The sequence below is a fragment of the Micromonospora sp. NPDC005205 genome (genome assembly GCF_040608275.1).
Taxonomy (GTDB): Bacteria; Actinomycetota; Actinomycetes; order Mycobacteriales; family Micromonosporaceae; genus Micromonospora.
The window spans coordinates 195,610-216,903 of sequence record NZ_JBEXHV010000005.1; the positions used below are offsets into that span (position 1 = coordinate 195,610).

17 protein-coding genes are annotated in these 21,294 nt (G+C 72.2%); 14 read left to right on the plus strand and 3 right to left on the minus strand.

Going from position 1 to position 21,294, the window contains the following annotated elements; genetic code table 11:
• Positions 1-34 precede the first annotated feature (34 nt).
• Positions 35-796, plus strand: coding sequence for a DUF2071 domain-containing protein (locus ABZU43_RS12505; protein WP_355006623.1), 762 nt, complete (start codon positions 35-37; stop codon positions 794-796).
• Between the two features lie 10 nt (positions 797-806).
• Here ABZU43_RS12505 and ABZU43_RS12510 read toward each other — a convergent pair whose 3' ends face one another.
• A complete protein-coding gene (locus ABZU43_RS12510) occupies positions 807-1,784 on the minus strand; it encodes an aldo/keto reductase (protein WP_355006624.1) in 978 nt (325 codons plus the stop codon).
• A 170-nt stretch (positions 1,785-1,954) separates the two neighbouring features.
• On the opposite strand from ABZU43_RS12510, the gene ABZU43_RS12515 reads away from it, so the two are divergent.
• The 5 genes from ABZU43_RS12515 (at position 1,955) to ABZU43_RS12535 (ending at position 5,743) form a co-directional block, all read left to right on the plus strand.
• Positions 1,955-2,314, plus strand: coding sequence for a hypothetical protein (locus tag ABZU43_RS12515; protein WP_355006625.1), 360 nt, complete (start codon positions 1,955-1,957; stop codon positions 2,312-2,314).
• Positions 2,315-2,346: 32 nt separating this feature from the next.
• Positions 2,347-2,907, plus strand: coding sequence for a hypothetical protein (locus ABZU43_RS12520; protein WP_355006626.1), 561 nt, complete (start codon positions 2,347-2,349; stop codon positions 2,905-2,907).
• A gap of 4 nt (positions 2,908-2,911) precedes the next feature.
• Positions 2,912-3,478 carry a helix-turn-helix domain-containing protein gene (locus ABZU43_RS12525; protein WP_355006627.1) on the plus strand — a complete coding sequence of 189 codons (567 nt, stop codon included), beginning with the start codon at positions 2,912-2,914 and terminating at the stop codon, positions 3,476-3,478.
• 133 nt (positions 3,479-3,611) lie between these two features.
• Complete coding sequence (locus tag ABZU43_RS12530) at positions 3,612-4,214, plus strand: dihydrofolate reductase family protein (RefSeq protein WP_145780914.1); 603 nt, start codon at positions 3,612-3,614, stop codon at positions 4,212-4,214.
• Between the two features lie 164 nt (positions 4,215-4,378).
• Positions 4,379-5,743: a cellulase family glycosylhydrolase gene (locus ABZU43_RS12535; protein ID WP_355006628.1), complete on the plus strand. Its 1,365-nt coding sequence runs from the start codon at positions 4,379-4,381 to the stop codon at positions 5,741-5,743.
• A gap of 124 nt (positions 5,744-5,867) precedes the next feature.
• Here ABZU43_RS12535 and ABZU43_RS12540 read toward each other — a convergent pair whose 3' ends face one another.
• On the minus strand, positions 5,868-6,812 hold the full coding sequence (locus ABZU43_RS12540; RefSeq protein ID WP_355006629.1) for a DJ-1/PfpI family protein: 945 nt from the start codon (positions 6,810-6,812) through the stop codon (positions 5,868-5,870).
• A 53-nt stretch (positions 6,813-6,865) separates the two neighbouring features.
• Here ABZU43_RS12540 and ABZU43_RS12545 point away from each other — a divergent pair, with 53 nt between their 5' ends.
• The 6 genes from ABZU43_RS12545 (at position 6,866) to ABZU43_RS12570 (ending at position 15,151) form a co-directional block, all read left to right on the plus strand.
• Entirely contained in the window at positions 6,866-7,432 is a 567-nt protein-coding gene (locus ABZU43_RS12545; RefSeq protein ID WP_355006630.1) for a DJ-1/PfpI family protein, read from the plus strand.
• A gap of 112 nt (positions 7,433-7,544) precedes the next feature.
• The gene (locus ABZU43_RS12550) at positions 7,545-10,214 is read left to right on the plus strand and encodes a carboxylate--amine ligase/circularly permuted type 2 ATP-grasp protein (protein ID WP_355006781.1); all 2,670 of its coding nucleotides are present in this window, start codon (positions 7,545-7,547) and stop codon (positions 10,212-10,214) included.
• Between the two features lie 98 nt (positions 10,215-10,312).
• The gene (locus ABZU43_RS12555) at positions 10,313-12,091 is read left to right on the plus strand and encodes an N-acetylglutaminylglutamine amidotransferase (protein WP_355006631.1); all 1,779 of its coding nucleotides are present in this window, start codon (positions 10,313-10,315) and stop codon (positions 12,089-12,091) included.
• A complete protein-coding gene (locus tag ABZU43_RS12560) occupies positions 12,092-13,939 on the plus strand; it encodes a S9 family peptidase (protein WP_355006632.1) in 1,848 nt (615 codons plus the stop codon).
• A 17-nt stretch (positions 13,940-13,956) separates the two neighbouring features.
• On the plus strand, positions 13,957-14,523 hold the full coding sequence (locus ABZU43_RS12565) for a hypothetical protein (RefSeq protein WP_355006633.1): 567 nt from the start codon (positions 13,957-13,959) through the stop codon (positions 14,521-14,523).
• A gap of 73 nt (positions 14,524-14,596) precedes the next feature.
• Positions 14,597-15,151 carry a dihydrofolate reductase family protein gene (locus ABZU43_RS12570; RefSeq protein WP_355006634.1) on the plus strand — a complete coding sequence of 185 codons (555 nt, stop codon included), beginning with the start codon at positions 14,597-14,599 and terminating at the stop codon, positions 15,149-15,151.
• Positions 15,152-15,158: 7 nt separating this feature from the next.
• Here ABZU43_RS12570 and ABZU43_RS12575 read toward each other — a convergent pair whose 3' ends face one another.
• On the minus strand, positions 15,159-18,200 hold the full coding sequence (locus ABZU43_RS12575) for a BTAD domain-containing putative transcriptional regulator (RefSeq protein WP_355006635.1): 3,042 nt from the start codon (positions 18,198-18,200) through the stop codon (positions 15,159-15,161).
• A gap of 483 nt (positions 18,201-18,683) precedes the next feature.
• Here ABZU43_RS12575 and ABZU43_RS12580 point away from each other — a divergent pair, with 483 nt between their 5' ends.
• Both ABZU43_RS12580 and ABZU43_RS12585 read left to right on the plus strand, forming a co-directional pair.
• The gene (locus ABZU43_RS12580; protein ID WP_355006636.1) at positions 18,684-18,956 is read left to right on the plus strand and encodes a GlsB/YeaQ/YmgE family stress response membrane protein; all 273 of its coding nucleotides are present in this window, start codon (positions 18,684-18,686) and stop codon (positions 18,954-18,956) included.
• Positions 18,957-19,474: 518 nt separating this feature from the next.
• Positions 19,475-21,268: an adenylyl cyclase gene (locus ABZU43_RS12585; protein ID WP_355006782.1), complete on the plus strand. Its 1,794-nt coding sequence runs from the start codon at positions 19,475-19,477 to the stop codon at positions 21,266-21,268.
• Positions 21,269-21,294 lie beyond the last annotated feature (26 nt).

Sequence of the window (21,294 nt, forward strand, 5' to 3'; positions counted from 1 at the left end):
CACGCCGGCCTGCCGCCTGGGCCAGGATGAGAGCGTGCATCCCGAACCGGTCGACCACGCGCCCCGGCAGGCGTTCCCCTGGGCGGTCCTGCGGCAGCGCTGGGAGGACCTCACCTTCCTGCACTGGGCCGTCGCTCCGGCCCTCGTCGCGCCGTTGCTGCCCGCCGGCACCCGTCCGGACATCGTGGACGGGGTCAGCTACGTGGGCCTGATCGGCTTTCGGATGGTCGGGCTGGGCTTCGGCCGTGGCCCGGGGGTGCCGTACTTCGGCACCTTCGCAGAGACCAACGTCCGGCTCTACTCCGTCGACGACGCCGGCCGACGAGCGGTCGTGTTCCGGTCGCTCGACGCGTCCCGCCTGGTGCCGGTGCTGGTGGCGCGGGCGACGCTGCGCCTGCCGTACCTCTGGTCGTCGATGCGGTTGGATCGCGACGGCGACCGACGCACCTACCGCTGCCGGCGACGGTGGCCGGGGCCGGCGGGCGCGTCGAGCCAGATGGTCGTGCGGGTGGGGGAGCGGATCGTTGAGCCGACCCCGCTCGAACACTTCGTCACCGCCCGCTGGGGGCTGCACACCCGGGCCTACGGGCGCACGCTGCACCTGCCGAACTGGCATCCGAGCTGGCCACTGCACCGGGCCGAGGTGCTGCACCTCGATGACGAGTTGGTCGCCGCCGCCGGGCTGCCGGCACCGGTCGGGCCACCGGTGAGCGTGCTCTACTCGCCAGGTGTCGGGGTCCGGTTCGGCCCGCCGGTGGCGGCCCGGCCGCATGGTGCCGGGCCGCCAGAGCGGTAGGACATCCGCCCTAGTAGCGGCCACCCTCGGGTGCGGGCAGTGCGTCCAGGTCCGCCAGATCCTCGGCGCTGAGCCGCACGTCGGCGGCAGCGCAGTTGTCCACCAGGTACTTCGGGGTCTTGGTGCCGGGGATCGGGATGACCTGGTCCCCCCGGGCGACCACCCACGCGAGGGCGACCTGCGCGGGGCTGACGCCGGCCCGGTCGGCGATCTCCCGGACCCGGGCGACGATGGCGAGGTTGGCGCGCAGCGCGTCCTGCTGGAAGCGCGGCAGGCCACGCCGGAAGTCCTCGGCGGGCAGGTCGTCGAACGAGGTGAACCGGCCGGCGAGGAAACCGCGACCGAGCGGGGAGAACGGCAGAAAGGCGATGCCCTGCTCGCCGCAGTACGGCAACACCTCGGCCAACGGGTCGCGGGTCCACAGCGACAGCTCGGACTGCACCGACGCGACCGGGTGCACCGTCTGGGCCCGCGCGATCTGCGCGACAGTCACCTCGGACAACCCGAGCTGCCGGGCCTTGCCCGCCGCCACGACCTCGGCCATCGCGCCCCAGGACTCCTCGATGGGCACCTCCGGGTCGACCCGGTGCAGCTGGTAGAGATCGACGTGGTCGGTGCCGAGCCGGCGCAGGCTCTCGTCGATCGCCGACCGGATGTGCTCCGGGCGGCCGTTGTTGCCGATCTTCAGTGAGTTGCCGGGGCCGCCGGTGGGGGAGGTGGGCACCAGGCCGACCTTCGTGGCCAGTACGGCCCGCTCCCGGTGCCCGCCGGCCAGCGCTCGCCCGACCAGCTCCTCATTGGTGTACGGCCCGTACACGTCGGACGTGTCGATCAGCGTCGCGCCCAGGTCCAGTGCCTGTCGGATGACGGCGATCGACGTGTCGTCGTCGCGAGGGCCGGTGATGTCGTAGCCGTGGCTCATGCCCATGCAGCCGAGGCCGATGACGCCGACCTCGGGTCCGGTGCTGCCCAGCGTGGTGGTTCGCATGCGCCCACGCTACGACCGGAGCGGCGGACCCGCACCCGCCGTGGCGGGCACAGCCGCTCCCTGGGGTACGTGACGACACTCACCAGAAGTGGACTCGGGAGTCCGGTACGGTGGACGTTAAGCGGACCCACGAGTCCGGATGTGATCGACAGTGACCCAGGAGGAGCCCCATGAAACCGGTACTGATCAGCGACGCCCTGCGCGCGGTGGTCTTCGAGCCGACGCGCGACCTGACCGAGGCGCTCGACGAGTTCTACGCCCCCGACTACACCCACCGCAGCGACGGCGAGACCCTCGACCGGGCCGGATTCGTCGAGATGGTGACCCAGGTGCGGGGTCAGATCGTCAGCGGCACCGTGCGGGTCCTCGACGAGCTGCGCGACGGTCTCCGCTGCGCCGAACGACACGTCTTCGAGATCACCCTGGTCGACGGGTCGACCGCCAAGCGGGAGATCGCCATCTTCGGGTCGTACGCCGAGGACGGTCGGTTCCGCCACCTCAGCGAAACGGGCTTCGACCTGCCCGCCTGACCCACCTCGACGACCAGAAACAGGAGAGAGTCATGCCCCGCCTCACCGACCCCGACCCGAACGCGATTCCCGCCGACGTCCGCGACTTCCTGTCCGCCCTGCCGCCCGATCCGATGGTCAAGATGATGACCCACTCGATCGGCACCGTGAAGCTCTTCATCCAGCTCGCGAGGGCGCAGTTCACCTCGTTGGAGCTGCCCGCCCGCTCGCGGGAGTTGGTCATCCTGACGGTGGCCGAGTACGCGGGGTGCGAGTTCGTGGCAGCCCAGCACGGCCCGATGTCCGAGGCGGCCGGCGTCGACCAGCGTACTCGCGAGATCATCAGCAGCCGGGACACCGACAACCCGGACCTGCCGGCGTACGACCGGACGCTTATCCGGTTCGCCGCCGAGGTGGTGCGGTCACCACGCGTTTCCGATGACCTCTTCGACCAGGTGCGGCACATCCTCAGCGAGCGCGAGATCGTGGAGGTGCTCCAGGTGATCGGCTACTACTGGTCGTTCGGCCGGGTGGCCACGGTGCTCAACGTCGAACTCACCACCGTGTACGGCGACGAGCCGCTGCTGACCGACGAGACCGAGCGGGCAGACTGAGGCCATGACCCCGCCGACGCCGAGCGACCCGGAGACTCCCCATCGGCGTCTGGACGCCCGTCGCAACCAGGAGCGGGTCATCACCGCCGCCCGGGAGCTCTTCACCGAGCAGGGCCTCCAGGTGACGGTGCCGCAGGTGGCTGAGCGGGCCGGAGTGGGACGCGCGACGGTCTACCGCAGCTACCCCAGCAAGGATGACCTGATCGTCGCGGTCGTCCAGCGGCAGTTCCAGGAGTTGGAGCAGCGCATCCGAACGGCGCTCGACGGCGCCGACGCGTACCGGGAGTGGTGTTCCTTCGTGCCCGACCTGTTCGGACGCCTCGCCCGCGACCGGGTCCTCGCCGACGCGTTCTTCGAGGGCAGGCTGGTGCCCGCCGCGCGCATCCTGGCCCTGATCGGGCAGCTGGTGGCGGCAGCCCGAGCGTCCGGCAGGATCCGCCCGGACGCCGGCGAGCAGGACATCCGGGTGATCCTCTGCGGAGCGGTCCGGCAGCTCATCGTGCTCGACGAGCGCGACCCGGCGGTGTGGCGCCGGTACGCGGACCTCGTGCTCAACGCCCTGCGCCCCTGACGGCCTCGGTCGACACTGGGGGAAAGCTCGGCCGACGTGTCGAGGACGGTGCGCCGGCTTCGACCTTTGATTGAGGGCCGGAGCAGCCGGCCTCGTCGACGAGCCGACACGGCACGGACCGAGGAGTGGATCGATGACGAAGGTGACGACCGGGGCGACGATGTCGTTGGACGGCTACATCGCGGACGCGTCCCACGGTGGCTTCGAGTACCTCTTCCAGTGGTACGAGAACGGCGACGTCGAGACGCCGACGGCCGACCCCGAGCTGACCTTTCGGACCTCCGCCACGAGCGCCCGGCACCTGCGGGCCCTCACCGAGCGGACCGGGGCGCTCGTCGTCGGCCGGCGGCTCTTCGACATCACCAGCGGGTGGGGTGGGCGGCATCCGTTGGACGTGCCCGTCGTTGTGGTCACCCACAGCGTGCCGGAGGGCTGGGCAGCCGAGAACGACTCCTTCGTCTTCGTCAGCGACGGCATCGAGAGCGCGATCGCCCGGGCGAAGGCGATCGCCGGGGACAAGGAGGTCGGTGTCAACGGGGGCACCATCGCCGCCCAGGTCGTCGAGGCCGGCCTGCTCGACGAGGTGCACGTCGACCTCGTCCCGGTCCTGCTCGGTGCCGGCGTCCCGCTCTTCGCCGACCTGAAGATCGCCCCACTTCAGCTGGACGGACCGTTCAGCGTCGTCGAGGGCGACGGCGTCACCCACCTGGCCTACCGGGTACGCCGAGCCTCCTGAGCGCCGCGGGGACCGGCCTGATCGGGGCCGGGCCTGGTGTGGGACGCCGGTGCTGATCCCTCCGACCACTGCTCCCACCTTGCTCCCATAGTCGTTGATCGATATTGTGCGCCCAGGCGCCGCCCCGCCTCAGACCACCACCGTCGATCCGAAGCGGGTTCAGCATGCGCGCACTGAGACTTGTCACGACTCTGGCCATCGCCGGCCTGCTCGCCGGGGCGGTGGCGATGGTCGCCACCCCGGCCAGCGCGGCGAGCGCCGTGTTCTCCGTGACCAACAACTGGGGCAACGGCTACCAGGGGCAGGTCACCGTCACCAACAACACCTCCGCCCAGATCACCAGTTGGCGGGTCGAGTTCGACCTGCCGGCCGGCACGAGCATCAACCAGTCGTGGAACGCCGAGCAGACGACCTCAGGCAGCCACCACACCTTCACGAACGTGGTGTGGAACGGCACTCTCGGTGCTGGCGCGTCAACGTCGTTCGGCTTCCTTGCCAACGGCACCGGCACCCCGCTCAACTGCACTGTGAACGGCGCGTCCTGCGGCGGTGGCACGCCCCCGACCACCCCGCCGCCCACCACGCCGCCCCCGACCACCCCGCCGCCCACCACGCCGCCGCCGACCACCGGCACGCCGGTCGAGCGGCACGGGCAACTGCGGGTCTGCGGCACGACGATGTGCGACAAGAACGGCGCGCGGGTGCAGCTACGGGGCATCAGCAGCATGTGGCTCAACTGGGAAACCGCCCCGTACGCCGAGAACCTCTCCGCGCTGCGCTGGATGCGGGACAACTGGAACCTCCAGGTGATCCGCGCGGCCATGGGGGTGGAGCCGGCGGGGGCGTACCTCAGCGACCCGAACAAGGCCCGCGCGCAGGTGGAGACCATCATCAACAACGCGGTCACCGCCGGGGTCTACGTGATCGTCGACTGGCACGCGCACGAGGCGCAGAACAACCAGTCCCAGGCGGTGGCGTTCTTCGGTGACCTGGCCCGCCGGTACGGCCACCTGCCCAACGTCATCTGGGAGCCCTACAACGAGCCACTCCAGGTCAGCTGGACCAACGTCATCAAGCCGTACCACCAGGCCGTGGTGTCCGCGATCCGCGCCGCCGACCCGGACAACATCGTCGTGCTCGGCACCCCGACCTGGTCACAGGACGTGGACGTCGCGGCGGCCAGCCCGGTCACCGGCACCAACTTGATGTACACCCTGCACTTCTACTCCTGCACGCACGGGGCGTCGCTGCGCGCCAAGGGCGACGCGGCGATCCGTGCGGGTCTGGCGCTGTTCGTCACGGAGTGGGGGGCCAGCAACGCCGATGGCGGTCTCGACGGCCGGGCCTGCCTGCCGGAGGCGCAGTCCTGGATCGACTGGATGAAGGCGAACGGCGTCTCCTGGACGGCCTGGAAGCTCGACGTCGGCACCGACACCACCAACCTGCTCAGCCCGGGAGCGCCGGTGACCGGTGGGTGGACCAACTACCTGCACGGCCACGCGCCGTTCGTGGTGGCCAACATGAGGTGACCCCGGCCGCTCCTTGACCGGGATTGATCGAATCGAGACTGCTGGTGTCGGGGTGTCCAGGCCGGTGGGACACCCCGACACCACCGGCTGTCACCACCACCGCGCCACGGCCACCGTCGGACGGTCACTGTGTAAAGGCCCGCCGGTACGCGGTAGGGGTGGTGGCGAAAGCCCGCTGGAAATGCGCGCGGAGGTTTGTCGCCGTGCCCAGGCCGGTACGCCGTGCGACCTCGTCGATGGTGATCCCGCCGTTCTCCAGCAGGGCGCAGGCGGCCCGCAGCCGTTGCTGGATCAGCCACGCTCGTGGGCTCATCCGGAACCGGCTCCGGAAACTGCGGTGCAGCGTACGGCTGGACATCACACCCTGCCGGGCAAGGTCCGCGACGGTGATCGGGCGGTGCAGGTTGCTGCTCGCCCACGTGATGACCTCGGCCAACTCGTCGTCCTCACCCGGAACGCCGACCGGGATGAACTGGGCCTGACCACCGGCTCGGTGCAGCGGTGTGACCATGTGGCGAGCCCGTTGGATGGCGGCAGCCTGACCGTGGTCGCGGCCGACGAGATAGAGGCACATGTCCAGACCAGCGGCGAGTCCGGCGCTGGTGATCACCTCACCCTCGTCGATGTACAGCGCACTCGCGTCCACGACGATCCCTGGATGCTCCTGGGCGAGCGCATCGGCGTGCGCCCAGTGGGTCGTCGCGCGGCGGCCGTCGAGCAGACCGGCCTGGGCCAGCGCGAAGGCGCCGGTGCAGATCGACGCGATGCGGACGCCACGGCGGTGTGCGTGCCGCAACGCCTCGAGGGCACGCGGCGGTGCCGGGCTACGGCGGAATCCGGGCACGATCACCGTGTCGGCGTCGTCGAGCGCGCCGAGCGTCGCGGCGACGGTCAGCTCCAGGCCCGCGGTGGTGGTGGACACCGAACCACCGTCCACTGCGCACACCGTCATCGCGTACCGGCCGTGGCCCTCATGGCCGAACACCTGCGTCGCGATGGTCAGATCGAAGGCGACAACCCGGGGTAGGGCGAGGACGACGACCCGATGCTTGGCAGGATGCTTACGCATGGTGGCAAGGATGCCACTCGCCGCCGCCCGGCCAGCAGGAGATCCTGGGCCGTATGCGGATCGAGATCGTGGTGTTCGACGGCTTCGACGAACTGGACGTCTTCGGACCGTTCGAGGTGTTGTCGATGGCTGGCTTCGACGTGGCGCTGGTCGCGGTCGAACGATCGGGGCTGGTCACCAGCATGCGTGGTGTCCAACTCCAGGTGCCCGAGGTGCTGGGTCAGGCAGACGGCGTGATCGTCCCGGGTGGCGGATGGCTGAACCGGGCACCCGAGGGTGCCTGGGCGCAGGCGCAGCGGGGTGTGCTGCCGGCGAAGCTGGCCGCGGTGGCGGCATCGGCGCAGTGGATGGCGTCGGTGTGCACCGGTGCGCTGTTGCTCGCCGCCGCCGACCTGCTGACCGGCCGGCGGGCGACCACCAACCGCAACGCGTACGACGAGTTGCGCGCCCACGACGTCACCGTCCTCGACGAGCGGGTGGTCGACGACGGTGACCGGGTCACCGCTGGCGCGCTGTCGGCCGGCCTCGATCTGGGGCTGTGGCTCACCGAACGGGAACTGGGCGCCGCCACCGCCAACCGGGTCGCCGCGACCATCGAGTACCCGGCCGCGCAGCGCTGAGCAGCGCGGACAGAACGGGCGCGTCACCTTAACGCGCCGGAAACACCCCCGGTACCAACCCTGGGAACGCTCGTCGGACAGCCAGACCACCGACACGCGAACCGGGGTGACCATGGCCGACAACACCACGAACGCGCCGACGTACGACGAGCCGGTCAGCCGGTCCGGCAACGGCCGGACGCTGCCCGCCCCCCGTACGAATCCGGTCCTGTCGCTGGACGACGGTGACCCGGCGGACCTGGCCACGCTCGGGGTGGAGGAGGAGTTCCACGTCGTCGATCTGCACACCCGGGAGTTGGTGCCCCGCGCCGGGGAGTTGCTCGACCGGTTGCCGGCGGCCTCGTTCACCGCCGAGTTGCACCGCAGCGTGGTGGAGACCAACACCGCGGTCTGCCGCACCCTGGACGAGATCCGCGCCGAGCTGACCGGGCTGCGTCAGGCGGCCGTCCACGTCGCCGACCGGGCCGGTCTGGGCATCGTGGCAGCCGGTACGGTGCCGCTGCGCGCCGACGGCGACCCCAGCGTCACCCCCACCTCCCGCTACCGGCGGATGCTCGACGAGTACCAGATGCTCGCCCGGGAGCAGTTGATCTGCGGAGCGCAGGTGCACGTCGGCGTCTCCGACCGGGACCTGGCGGTGGCGGTCACCCGCCGGGTCCAGCCGTGGCTGCCGGTGCTGCTCGCCCTCTCCACCAGCTCGCCGTACTGGATGGGCCAGGACAGCGGCTACGCCAGCGTGCGGTCCCTGGTCTGGCAGCGGTGGCCCACCGCCGGTGACCCGGGCGAGGTGACCAGCGCCGCGGACCACGAGGCGCTGGTCGCCGAGCTGATCTCCTCCGAGACCATCACCGACCCCGCCATGATCTATTTCGACGTCCGGCCGTCGGCGCACGTGCCCACAGTGGAGCTGCGGATCACCGACGCCAACGCCGACGTGGAGACCATCGTCCTGCTCACCGGTCTGTTCCGGGCGCTCGTCCGACGGGAGGTCGCCGCCCTGCGCGCCGGGGTGGAGCGTACGGCCGTGCGACCACCGGTGCTGCGCGCCGCCGTGTGGCGGGCGGCCCGCTCCGGGTTGGAAGGTGACCTGCTCGATCTGCCCCGGTCGGCCCGACCCGTGCCGGCCGCCCAGGCGGTCCGCCGCCTGGTGAGCGACCTGCGCCCACAGTTGGAGGCGACCGGGGACTGGGAGCAGGTCAGCGAGCTGACCCGGTACGCGCTGGAACGCGGCAGCTCCGCCGCCCGGCAGCGGCGGGCGTACGAACGACGGGGCCGGTTGGCCGACGTGGTCGACCTGCTGCTCGACGAGACCCGGGGCCGGGTCCGCGGGCCGCTGCCGGGTACGCCGACGCCGCCGGCGCTGCCCACGTACGCCGACGCCGGCGACGAGGTCTTCGGACCGGCCGGACCGCAACCGGCGTACGCCCCGATGCTCGCGGCCCTACGCCAACTCGGCGCCGGGGCCCTGCGTCGACGCGAACACGACCGGGACGAGGAGCAGCGGGCCCGGGGCGTGACGTTCAGCGTGGCCGGCGAGGCGAGCACCCGGCTCTTCCCGGTCGACCTGGTGCCCCGGGTGGTGCCCGCCGCCGACTGGCGGACCCTGCGTACCGGCCTGGTGCAACGCGCCCGCGCCCTCGACGCGTTCCTGCGCGACGTCTACGCCGACCGGGCGGTGGTGGCCGACGGTGTGGTGCCGGCGTGGGTGGTGGAGTCCTCACCCGGCCTGCGCCCGACCGGGGCGCTGATGGGCCGGCGGGGCACCCGCGCCCAGGTGTCCGGCACCGACCTCGTCCGGGACCCGGACGGCGGCTGGTACGTGCTGGAGGACAACCTGCGGGTGCCCTCCGGGATCGGCTACGCGGTGCAGAACCGTCGGCTGACCCAGGCGGTGTTGCCGGAACTGCCGGTGCCGGCGGATCTGCTGCCCGCCGACGAGACGCCGGCGATGCTGTACCGGGCGCTGGTCGCCGCCGCGCCGGCCGCGGCCGACGACCCCGCCGTGGTGGTGCTCAGCAGCGGCCCCGGTGACCCGGCGTGGTTCGAACACCGGCTGCTCGCCGACGAGATGGGCGTGCCGCTGACCGAGACCAGCGACCTGCTGGTGGAGGAGGGCCGGGTCCGGCTGGTCCGCGAGGGCTGCCGCCGCGAGGTCGACGTGATCTACCTGCGGATGGACGAGGAGGCGCTGCTGCACGCGCCCGGCGCGGACGGGGTGCCGCTGGGCTGGCCGCTGCTCGCCGCCGTGCACGCCGGGCGGCTCACACTGGCCAACGCGCTGGGCAACGGCGTCGGTGACGACAAGGCGCTGTACGCGTACGTGCCCCGGCTGATCGAGTACTACCTGGGCGAGAAGCCGCTGCTCGGGGACGTGCCGACGTACCTGTGTGGGCTGCCCGAGCAGCGGGCCGAGGTGCTGGGCCGGCTCGACGAGCTGGTCCTCAAGCCGGTCGACGGGTACGGCGGTGACCGGGTGGTGATCGGCCCCCGCGCCGAGGCGGAGGAGTTGGACGCCGTCCGGGAGCAGATCCTCGCGGCCCCGCACCGGTGGATCGCCCAGGAGATGATCGCGCTGACCACCCACCCGGTCTTCGACGGCACCGCGCTGGCTCCCCGCCACGTCGACCTGCGGGCGTTCGTGTTCCTCGGCGACACCGCAGAGGTCGCGCCGGTGGCGCTGACCCGGGTGGCGCCGGCCGGCAGCATGATCGTCAACTCGTCGCGCGGCGGCGGTTCGAAGGACACCTGGCTGCTCGGTGGAGCCGACGAACCGTCGGCGTAACCGACGCTTGACCCACCCGTCATCGGGACGCAACCCGGTCCGCCAAGCCTGGACCGGTCAGCGCACCCAGCGGATCCAGCCGATGAGAGGTGTGAGCCATGTGCGGTATCGGAGGCGAGTTCCGCCTCGACGGGGCGTCACCGGACCTGGCCGCCGTCGAGCGGATGCTCCCCGCCCTGGCCTCCCGGGGCCCGGACGGCGAGGGTCGGTGGCAGCAGGGACCGGTGGCCCTGGTTCACCGCCGGCTGCGCATCATCGACCTGTCCGACGCGGGCGCCCAGCCGATGGTCGACCACGAGCTGGGTCTGGCGGTGGTCTTCAACGGCTGCGTCTACAACTACCGGGAGCTGCGCGACGAGCTGACCGCCGCCGGCTACTCCTTCCGGTCCACCTCGGACACCGAGGTGATCCTCAAGGCGTACCACCGGTGGGGGACGGCCTGCGTCGAACGGTTCTACGGGATGTTCGCGTTCGCCCTGGTCGAGCTGGCCACGCACACCCTGGTGCTGGCCCGGGACCGGCTCGGCATCAAACCGCTCTATCTGGCCGAGGGGCCGGGCCGGCTGCGCTTCGCCTCGACCCTGCCGGCGTTGCTCGCCGCCGGTGACGTGGACACCGACCTCGACCCGGTGGCGCTGCACCACTACATGAGCTTCCACTCGGTGGTGCCGGCACCGCGCACGATCCTCGCCGGGGTCCGCAAGCTGCCGCCGGCCACCGTCCGGGTGATCACCGCAGACGGCCGGAGCACCGACACCACCTACTGGCGGCCGCAGTTCAACCGGGCCGCCGCCCCCACCATGTCCGCCGAGGAGTGGCAGGAACGGCTCATGGCGGCGTTGCGCACCGCCGTACGACGGCGAATGGTCGCCGACGTGCCGGTCGGCGTGCTGCTCTCCGGCGGTCTCGACTCCAGTCTGATCGTCGCCCTGCTGGCCGAGCAGGGCCAGACCGGCCTGGCCACCTTCAGCATCGGCTTCGAGGCGGCGGCGGGGGAGAGCGGCGACGAGTTCCACTACTCCGACCTGATGGCCCGCCACTTCGGCACCGACCACCAGCAGATCCGCATCGGCGCGAAGCGGTTCGTGCCCGCCGTGCACGAGGCCATCGCGGCGATGAGCGAGCCGATGGTCAGCCACGACTGCGTCGCGTTCCACCTGCTCTCCGAGGAGGTCTCGCAGCGCATCACAGTGGTGCAGTCCGGACAGGGCGCCGACGAGATTCTCGCCGGCTACGACTGGTACCCGCCGATGGCCAACGTGGCCCGCGCGGACGCCGTCGAGGCGTACGCCCGGGTGTTCTTCGATCGTCGCCACGACGCGCTCGGCGGGCACCTGGCGCCCGAGTGGATGCTCGACCAGGACGCCAGCCTGGAGTTCGTCGCCGCGCACTTCGGCGCGCCCGGCGCGGACACCGCGCTGGACGCGGCGCTGCGCCTGGACAGCCTGGTGATGCTTGTCGACGACCCGGTCAAGCGGGTCGACAACATGACGATGGCCTGGGGGCTGGAGGCCCGCGTGCCGTTCCTCGACCACGAGGTGGTCGAGCTGGCCGCCGCCTGCCCACCGAGCATGAAGCTGGCGCAGGGCGGCAAGGGGGTGCTGAAGGCCGCGAGTCGGGGCATCGTCCCGGACGAGGTGATCGACCGGCCGAAGGGCTACTTCCCGGTGCCCGCCATCCGGCACCTCTCCGGTCCACTGCTCGACGACGTGCGGGACGCGCTGACCGCGCGGCCGGCGCGCGAGCGGGGCCTGTTCCGCAAGGACTACCTGGAGGAGTTACTGGACGCGCCGAACGCCCGGCGGACCACGCTGGGCTCCAACGCGCTCTGGCAGCTGGGGCTGCTGGAGCTCTGGTTGCAGCGGATCGGGGTTTAGATGAGCGTACGGATTGAGCCGCCGCGCACCACCCGGCGGCCCCGACCCGCGAGCCACCGGCCGGTGTCACCACCGGTGCCGATCAGCGAGGACTCCGCCCCCGCGCCGTCCCCCGACGGCCGCCGGGTGGCGTTCCTCTCAGACCGGGCCGGCACGCCCGGCGTCTGGGTCTGCGAGGTCGACGCGGGTGCGCCCGTCGCGCTGCCCGTCGGCGACGAACCGGTTCTCGCGCTGAGCTGGTCCCCGGACGGCCAGTGGTTGGCCTGTGTCGTCGCCCCTGGTGGCGCGCCCCGCACCGAGCTGTGGGTGCTGCGCCCGGACGGCACGCGACGCCACCAGGTTGCCGGGTTCGGCCGCCGTAGCGCCGCGCTGGCCGGCTGGCTGCCGAACGGCGCGGTGCTGGCGGTCACCGAAACCGACGAGCACGGGCAGGCCCTGCTTGTCGACGCGGCCACCGGGCACCGGCGGGTGCTCGCCCAGGGAGACCTGCTCACCCTCCTGGACGTGACCCCGGACGCGGGCACCGCGCTGCTGCGCCGCGGCCCCCGTAACGCCCGCTGGCTGGAGGTGCTCGACGTGGCCACCGGCGTCCGCCGGCGGCTCTTCCCGGACACCGGGCGGGGCAGCACCGACCAGGGTTGGTTCGGCCCGGACGGAACGAGCGTGCTGGCCCGCACCGACGCGTACTCCGAACTCGCCGCGCTGGTGCGGGTCGACCTGACCCGACCGGAGCAGCCGCCGACCCGGCTCGCCGGACGACCGGACGCCGAGCTGGAACACGTCACGCCCAGCGCGGACGGGCAGCGCGGCGCGTTGCTGTGGAACACCTACGGCGGGCGCAGCGAGCTGAGCCTGCTCGACTTCGCCAGCGGTGTGCAGCGGGCCGTCGCCGCCCCCGGCGAGGTTCTCGGCGACGCCGTCTTCGCCGCCGACGGCGGCCTGCTCTGCCTCACCGCACAGGGGCCGGTGCAGCCCCGGGAGGTGTGGCTGGTCGACCCGTCGACCGGGGCGCCGCGCCCGCTGCGGCCGGACACGGGCGTCCCGCGTACGGACAACGCGGGTGTCGCGCCGCAACTGGTCGACCTGCGGGCCCGCGACGGGTTACCGCTCTCCGGCTGGCTCTACCGCCCGGCCGGGCCGGGTCCCTGGCCGACGGCGATCAGCCTGCACGGTGGGCCGGAGGCGCAGGAGCGTCCCGGTTACAACCCGCTGTTCCAGGCCCTGGTGGCGCAGGGCATCGCGGTCTTCGCGCCAAACGTCCGTGGGTCGTCCGGGTTCGGCCGTTCGTTTGTCGCCGCCGACAACCTCGCCGGCCGCTACGGCGCGATCGCCGACGTGGCGGCCTGCGCCGACTTCCTCGTCGACGCCGGCGTCGCCCGGCCCGGCCAGCTCGGCGTCCTGGGCCGCTCCTACGGCGGTTACCTGGTCCTCGCGGTGCTGGTGAACTTCCCCGGTCTGTTCGCCGCCGGGGTCGCCGAGTGCGGCATCTCCGACTTCCGGACCTTCTTCGCCGGCACCGAGCCGTGGATCGCCGCCGCCGCGGTCAGCAAGTACGGCGACCCGCACCGGGACGCCGACCTGCTGCGCGACCTCTCCCCGCTGACCCACATCGACCGGCTGGACGTGCCGGTGCTGCTGATCCACGGCGCCAACGACACCAACGTGCCGGCGGGCGAGTCGGCCCAGGTCGCCCAGGCCCTCGCCGACCGGGGTGTGCCGCACGGGCACCTGGTGCTCGCCGGGGAGGGGCACGACTTCCTGTCGCGGGCCAACGCCGAGGCGGCCCGTACGGCCACCACCGGCTGGCTCACCCGGCACCTCGCCGCGACCGCGACCGTCGTCGGCTGAGGCGTTATCCTGCGCCGGTGGAGGTCGCGGCGCAGGACGAGCGGTTGGCCGCGGACCTGGGTCGCTGGCTGGCCGAAGTCACCTTCGTCGACCTGGACACCGACGAGGTCACCGCGCGGCTGATCGACTCGGTGGTGCGGTGGGCCGAGGCCCAGGGCTGGCGGGTCTACCGGCGCGCGCCCAGCGTGCTGCCGCTGCCACCGCCGCTGGAGCAGCGGCACTCGGTGCTCGACGTGGCGTGTGCCCGTCCGGACGGTCCGCCCGTCGTGGTGGAGGTCGACCACACCGACCGGGCCCGTACGGTGCAGAAGCTGCGCGCGGAGGCGGACGCCGGCCGGATCCCGATCTGGGTGCGGTGGGGCGTCGGGCGCTTCACCGCGCCGCCACCGCCGGTGCGGATGGTGACCGTCGAGGTGACCCGGCGGCCCGGTCCGGCCGGGCGCGGACGGTTGCACAGCCGCGGCGGTGACCGCCCCGCCCCGGCCCACTCGACCGGCGGCGGCACGGTGACCCCGCAGGCGCTGCCGATCCCGTCGACCGGCCCGGAGCAGGGCCCGGTCGACGACGCCGGTAAGCGCACCTGAAGCGAATCGTAAGCGGGCTCCGGCAGAGTTCTGGGTGTCACCGGAGAGCACGACCGAGACCCAGGAGATCCCGATGCGCAAGCTCGTCAACTCGACCTACATCACCCTCGACGGCGTCATCGAGAACCCGATGTGGACCATGCCGTACTTCGACGAGGAGGCCGCCGGCCTCGCCGGGGCGCAGACCGAGGAGGCCGACGCGATGCTGATGGGCCGGGCCACCTACGACGGCATGTCCGCCGCCTGGCCGACCAGGGACGAGAGCGACCCGACCACGGGCGCCGCGTACTTCAACAACGTCAAGAAGTACGTCGCCTCGACCACCCTGACCAACCCCACCTGGAACAACACGGAGGTGCTCCAGGGCGATCTGGTCGAGGCGGTCACCGCGCTCAAGGCCCAGCCGGGCAAGAACATCATCCAGTACGGCTTCGGCTCGGTCACCGCCCAGCTGATCCGGGCGGGCCTGGTGGACGAGGTCCGGTTCTGGATCCACCCGGTGCTGGAGGGCGGCCCCAGCCTCACCACGCCGCTGGCCGACGTCAAGGCGTCGTTCGACCTGGTCGACACCCGGGTGCACAAGAGCGGCGTGATCGTCGCCTCGTACCAGCCGAAGGTGACCTCCTGAGCGCCAATCAGAGCTGGGCCCGGGCCTCGCCCGGGCTCAGCCGCGCGCCCTCGGCGAGCAGCGCGTCGAAGCGTTCCGGCCCGAGTTCGGCCCGCAGGCGTGCGGTCACCCGGTCGGTGTCGTCGCGTTCGGCCGGCGCGGCGGGGGACTGCGTGGCGATCCGGGCGGCGGCCGCGGCGCCCAGCAGCCGGGCGGCAACCTCGGGGGAGCGCACCGCCGCCGCCATCCCCTCCAGCGGGCCGACCGCGTCGCGCATCGTCGCCATCGCCTCGGCGACCTCGAACGCCTCGACGTGCAGGGCCAACGCGGCGTCCGGATCGCCGCCCTGCTCGACCGCGTAGCCCAGCTCCACCAGCACCATCGGCAGGTAGAGCGCGGGTTGGCTCTCTCCCCGGCCCAGGTCGGCGAGGCGGCTGAGGTGAGTGACGGCCAGGTCGAGCTTGCCGTCGCGGCGGGCGGCCAGCCCGAGGCTCATCTCCGCGAAGATCAGGGCGCCGGGCGAGCCCTGCTCCACCGCCAGGTCGTAGGCGCGCTCGGCCAGTTCCCGACCCTGGGCGTAGTCGCGGGTCTGCACGGCGAGCCAGGCCAGCCAGGACAGCTCGGCGCAGACCTGCGGCCACAGCGCCAACTCCTCGGCCCAGCGCAGCCCCTCCCGGTGCAGCGCGGCGGCGCGCTCGTGCTCGCCGCGCATGTCCGCCAGCCCACCCACCCACTCCGTCGCCCGGAGCCGACCCCACCGGTCACCGAGGTCGGCGAAGAGCGCGGCGCTGCGGGTCGCGGTGCGCTCCAGGGTGGCCTGGTCACCGCTGGCGTGGGCGATGTGGGCCAGGGAGGTGAGCACCGCCGCCTCGGTCCACGGGTCGGTGGCGGCGGTGGGTAGCAGCTCCGAGACCAGGGCCAGGTCGCCGTGTTCGATCACCGCGTTGGCAGCGAACCACGCGGCGTGGCTGTCCGGGTCGGCGGCCACGGCGGCGCGCACGTCGTCCGGTGCGATCACCTCGCCCTGCGACAGCGCGAAGCCGACCCGCCAGGGTGCCGCGCGGGCCTCCTGCTCCGCGTCGCCGGGCACGGCCAGCGCCCGCCGTGCCTCGGTGAGCCGGCCGCGCAGGAACCAGAACCAGCTCAGCGCGACCGCCAGGCGCAGCCCGCCACCGTGCGCCAGCGCCGACCGCAGGTTCGCCAGCTCGGTGTCGAGCAGCGCCAGCCACCGCTGCTGGTCGGCCCCGCGCAGCCCGGGGTCGGCGCGTTCGGCCAGCTCGGTGTAGTAGGAGGCGTGCCGCCCACGTACCTCGTCGGCGTCGGCGAGGCGTTCCAGGCAGAACGCGGCCACCGATTCGAGCAGCCGGTAGCGGGGGGCCGCGCCGGAATCGTCGAGCACCACCAGCGATCGGTCCACCAGCCGGGCGAGGGCGTCCAGGTCGGTTCGGCAGACCTCCTCGGCGGCCTCCGGGGTGCAGCCGTCCGGAAACACCGCCAGCTGGGCGAGCACCACCTGGTCGGACTCGTCCAGGAGGTCCCAGCTCCAACCGATCACCGCGGTGAGCGTCCGCTGCCGCTGTGGCACGTCCCGCTGCGCGGAGGTGAGCAGCCGGAACCGGTCGTCGAGTCGGTCCACCACCCCGCGTACGCCCAGCGCGCGGACCCGGGTCGCGGCCAGTTCCAATGCCAGCGGCAGCCCGTCGAGGCGGCGGCACAGCTGGGCCACCGCCGCCGCGGTCGGCTCGTCGAGGCGGAAACCGCGCTGCTGCGCGGCCGCCCGGGCGACGAACAACCGGGCCGCCGCCGAGCGCCGGACCGCGTCCAGGTCACCGTCGTCGGGCACCGGCAGTGGGGGTACCTCCCAGAGCAGCTCACCGGTCAGCCCGAGCGGCTCCCGGCTGGTGGCCAGCACGCTCACCCCGGGTACGTCGCGCAGCAGCCGGGCGACCAGCTCGGCGACCGGTTCGATGACGTGTTCGCAGTTGTCCAGCACGAGCAGCAACTGCCGGTGCCGCAGGGCCGTGACCAACCGATCGGCGGGGGACTGGGTTGTTCCGACGGCCTCGTGTGCGCCCAGAGCGCCGAGGACCTGTTCGGCGACGCGGGCGTCACCGGCCGGGAGCGGGGCCAGCTCGACCAGTCGGACGCCGTCCGGGTAGGACGCCGCGCGGGCCGTCTCGGTGGCCAGCCGGGTCTTGCCGACGCCGCCCGGGCCGACCAGCGTGACGAGCCGCTGCCGGGGCAGCAGCGCCCGCAGTTCGGCCAGCGCCTCGTCCCGCCCGATCAACTCGTCGAGCGGGGCCGGCAGGTTGCCCCGGACGATCGCGGCCTTCGGCGGGGCGTTCAGGCTGGCGTCCTGTTCGAGGATCCTGCGGTGCAGGGCGACCAGCTCCGGGCCGGGGTCGAGGCCCAACTCCTCGGCGAGTCGGGCCCGCAGCTCGGCATAGCTCTCCAACGCCTCGGACTGGCGGCCGGCCGCGTACAACGCCCGTAGGTGCACCGCCCGCAGGCCCTCGCGCAGCGGATGCCTCGCGACCAGCTCAGCCAGGTCACCGGCCACCAGGTCATGCTCACCCCGGGCCAGCCGGGCCTGCGCCAACCGCTCCTGAACGACGAGGCGCTGCTCGGCGAGGCGGGCCGCCTCAGCCCGCACGAACTCGGCGTCGGCCACGTCGGCGTACGCCTCGCCGCGCCACAAGGCGAGGGCCTCGGTCAGCCGGTCGACGTCGGCGCAGCGGGCCAGCTCGTCGAAGCGGTCGACGTCGACCGCGTCGACCCGCAGCAGGTAGCCGGGTGGCCGGGACTCGACCAGCTCGCGGGCGCCGGGCTCGGCATCGTTGAGCGCCTTGCGCAGCTGCGACACCCGCACCTGGAGGGCCCCGGTCGGATTGGCGGGTGCGTCGTCACCCCACAGATCGTCGATGAGGCGGTCCGCCGAGACCACCTGGTTGCGGTTGGCCAACAGGTCGGCCAGCAACGCCCGCACCTTGGTGCCGGGCACCACCACCGGCTCGCCGACGTCCGTGGTCACGGCGAGCGGCCCGAGCACCCCGAACTGCACGGCGGTCATCCTAGCGCCGGTCCGGCGACCCAAAGCAGACCACGACAGACGGAGACCACCGACCCGCTCCCGCCCCACAGAGGGACCCACCAACGCCGACCCCCGCCCCGCCCCGCACCCCCGCACCCCCGCCCCGCACCCCCGCACCCCCGCACCCCCGCACCCCCGCACCCCCGCACCCCCGCACCCCCCCACTCCGTCGATCATGGACTTATGGTGGCCGCTTTAGCCCCTAACAACCGTTCTGTGCACCACCACAACTCCATGATCGACGGCGTAGGGGGGTGCCGCCGTCCGGGAGACCCACTCTCCCGCGATCTTGCACTTTCTGCGTTGACATACGTGGCGTAAGCCGCATTACGGCAGCACAAAGTGCAAGATCGCGTGGGCTGGGGGGTGCGTGGGCGGGGCGGGGCTGGGGGATGTTTTGGGGTTGGTTGCTTGGGGCAATCAAGCCGGCGACTACATCTCTCTCTTGAAGGACGGCTTCCCGTGGAAATTTCCGGCTTTTTTGCCGCCATCATCATCGGCCTGGTCATCGGCGCGCTGGGCCGGCTGGTCGTACCGGGCAAGCAGAACATCCCCATCTGGCTGACACTGCTCATCGGTGTGGTCGCGGCGATCCTCGGCACACTCGTCGCCGGTGCCCTCGGCGTCGACGAGACCAGCGGAATCGACTGGATCGAGCTGATGCTGCAGGTCGCCTTCGCCGCTGTCGGCGTGGCGATCGTCGCCGGTACCCACGGCCGCCGTCGGGTGCGCTGACCTCTCGCGCCATTGCGCCTTTACGCGCCATTGCGCCTCTCGCGCCATCGCTCCGGCCCGCCCTCCGCAGGAGGGTGGGCCGGAGCTGCGTCAGCGTTCGAATGGGCGGGCCGGCGACCCGTCTGCCGTGCGCTGATGAATGCGCCCCGGCCTGATCCACGTCTCGGTGGGAACGGAACTGCGCCGCTCAGCACCGGCCGCCGCAACGAGGCCCTCCTGGGCATGCTTGCGTCGGTGCTGCGTGGCTGACAACGAGCCAGCCCGCATTACCGCATGACGAAGTTCGCCCGTCCCTGGTCATGGCGCGCGGCCGGCTCAGGGGGTAGAAACATGTCAACCCTCGGTGCGACCCCACCGTCGGCCGTAGGACTCAGAGAGCGCTCTCACCGCCCCCAGCTGCGCCGGAAGTACGCCGGCCAGCGGAGAGGACGAACCACGTGACAACCCTGTCCCGACGCGTACGCCGGAGATCCGGTCGTACCCTCCTGCTCGCCCTGGTGTTGACCACCGCCACCACGATGACCAGCACGGTGGCCAGCGCCGGCCGCCCGACGCACGGCGCACCCGACTTCGGCCCGAACGTGACGATCTTCGACCCGTCCATGCCGGTCGGCGAGATCCAGCAGACCCTCGACGCGGCGCACGCCCGGCAGGTCGACAACGAGATGGGCACCGAGCGGCACGCCTACCTGTTCAAGCCCGGCACGTACGGCACGGCCGCGCAGCCGTTGCAGGCCAAGGTCGGCTACTACACCGAGGTGTCCGGCCTGGGCGCCTCGCCCACCGACGTCACCGTCAACGGCAAGCTGGAGGTCTACAACCGCTGCCTCGCCGACGGCGGCACCGGCAACTGCCTCGCGCTGGTCAACTTCTGGCGCACCCTGTCCAACCTCTCGCTCACCATCAACGCGGCCGGCCAGGATGACTGCCGGTCGTCGGCGAACTTCTGGGCGGTCTCCCAGGCGGTGTCGATGCGCCGCCTGAACATCGGCGGCGGCGGTCTGTCGCTGATGGACTACTGCACGGCCGGCCCGCAGTACGCCAGCGGCGGGTTCATCGCCGACTCCCGGCTGCCGGCCACGACGAACGGTTCACAGCAACAGTGGCTGACCCGCAACAGCGAGGTCGGCAGTTGGTCCAACGCGGTGTGGAACCAGGTGTTCGCGGGAGTCGAGGGCGCGCCGGACGACGCCACGTTCCCCGACCCGCCGTACACCACAGTGGAGACCACCCCGCTGAGCCGGGAGAAGCCCTACCTCTTCGTCGACGGCAAGGGTCGCTACCAGGTGCGGGTGCCCGCCGCGCAGCGCGACAGCCGGGGCGTCTCCTGGGCTGACGGCATCACGCCGGGGCGCACCATCGGCATCGGCGACTTCTTCATCGCCAAGCCGTCGGACTCGGTACGCGTCATCAACAGCCAGTTGGCGCGCGGCAAGCACCTGCTGCTCACGCCCGGCACGTACGACATCGCGCGCAGCATCGAGGTTCGGCGTCCGAACACCGTGGTGCTGGGGATCGGGCACGCCACGCTGACCGCCGTGAACGGCGCGATCCCGCTGGACGTGGCCGGTGTGCCCGGGGTGATCGTCGCCGGTGTCACGATCGACGCCGGCCTCGTCGAGTCGCCGGTCCTGCTGCGGGTCGGCCGCGAGCACGGCCGCAACGCGAGCAGCCCGCACAACCCGACCACGCTCTCCGACGTGTACTTCCGGGTCGGCGGCCCGCACATCGGGCGGACGAACACCGCGCTGGAGGTCAACAGCGACAACGTGCTCATCGACCACACCTGGGTGTGGCGTGGTGATCACGGCGTCGAGGGCTTCACCGAGGGCGTCAACGGTGACACCGACCGCTGGCGTACGAACACCGGCCGCTACGGGGCTGTCATCAACGGCGACCACGTGACAGCGACGGGCCTCTTCGTCGAGCACTTCCAGCGCTACAACACGGTCTGGAACGGCGAGCACGGCACCACGATCCTCTACCAGAACGAGCTGCCGTACGACCCGCCGACGCAGGCCGACTGGATGAACGGCGCGGTCGAGGGCTGGGCCGGGTACAAGGTCGGTGACCGGGTGCGTCACCACACCCTGTACGGCGGCGGGGTGTACGTGTTCAACCAGAACAACCCGTCGATCCACACCGAGAACGGCTTCGAGGTCCCGAACCGGCCCGGGGTGCGGCTGCACCACATCATGACCGTCAACCTCAGCGCCGGCACGATCGACCATGTGGTCAACGGCGTCGGGGACGCCGCCGACATGACGAAGGTCGGCGCTCCGATCTATCTGGCCCAGTACCCGACCCCGTAGCGGGGATCGGGCGTACCGACGGGGCC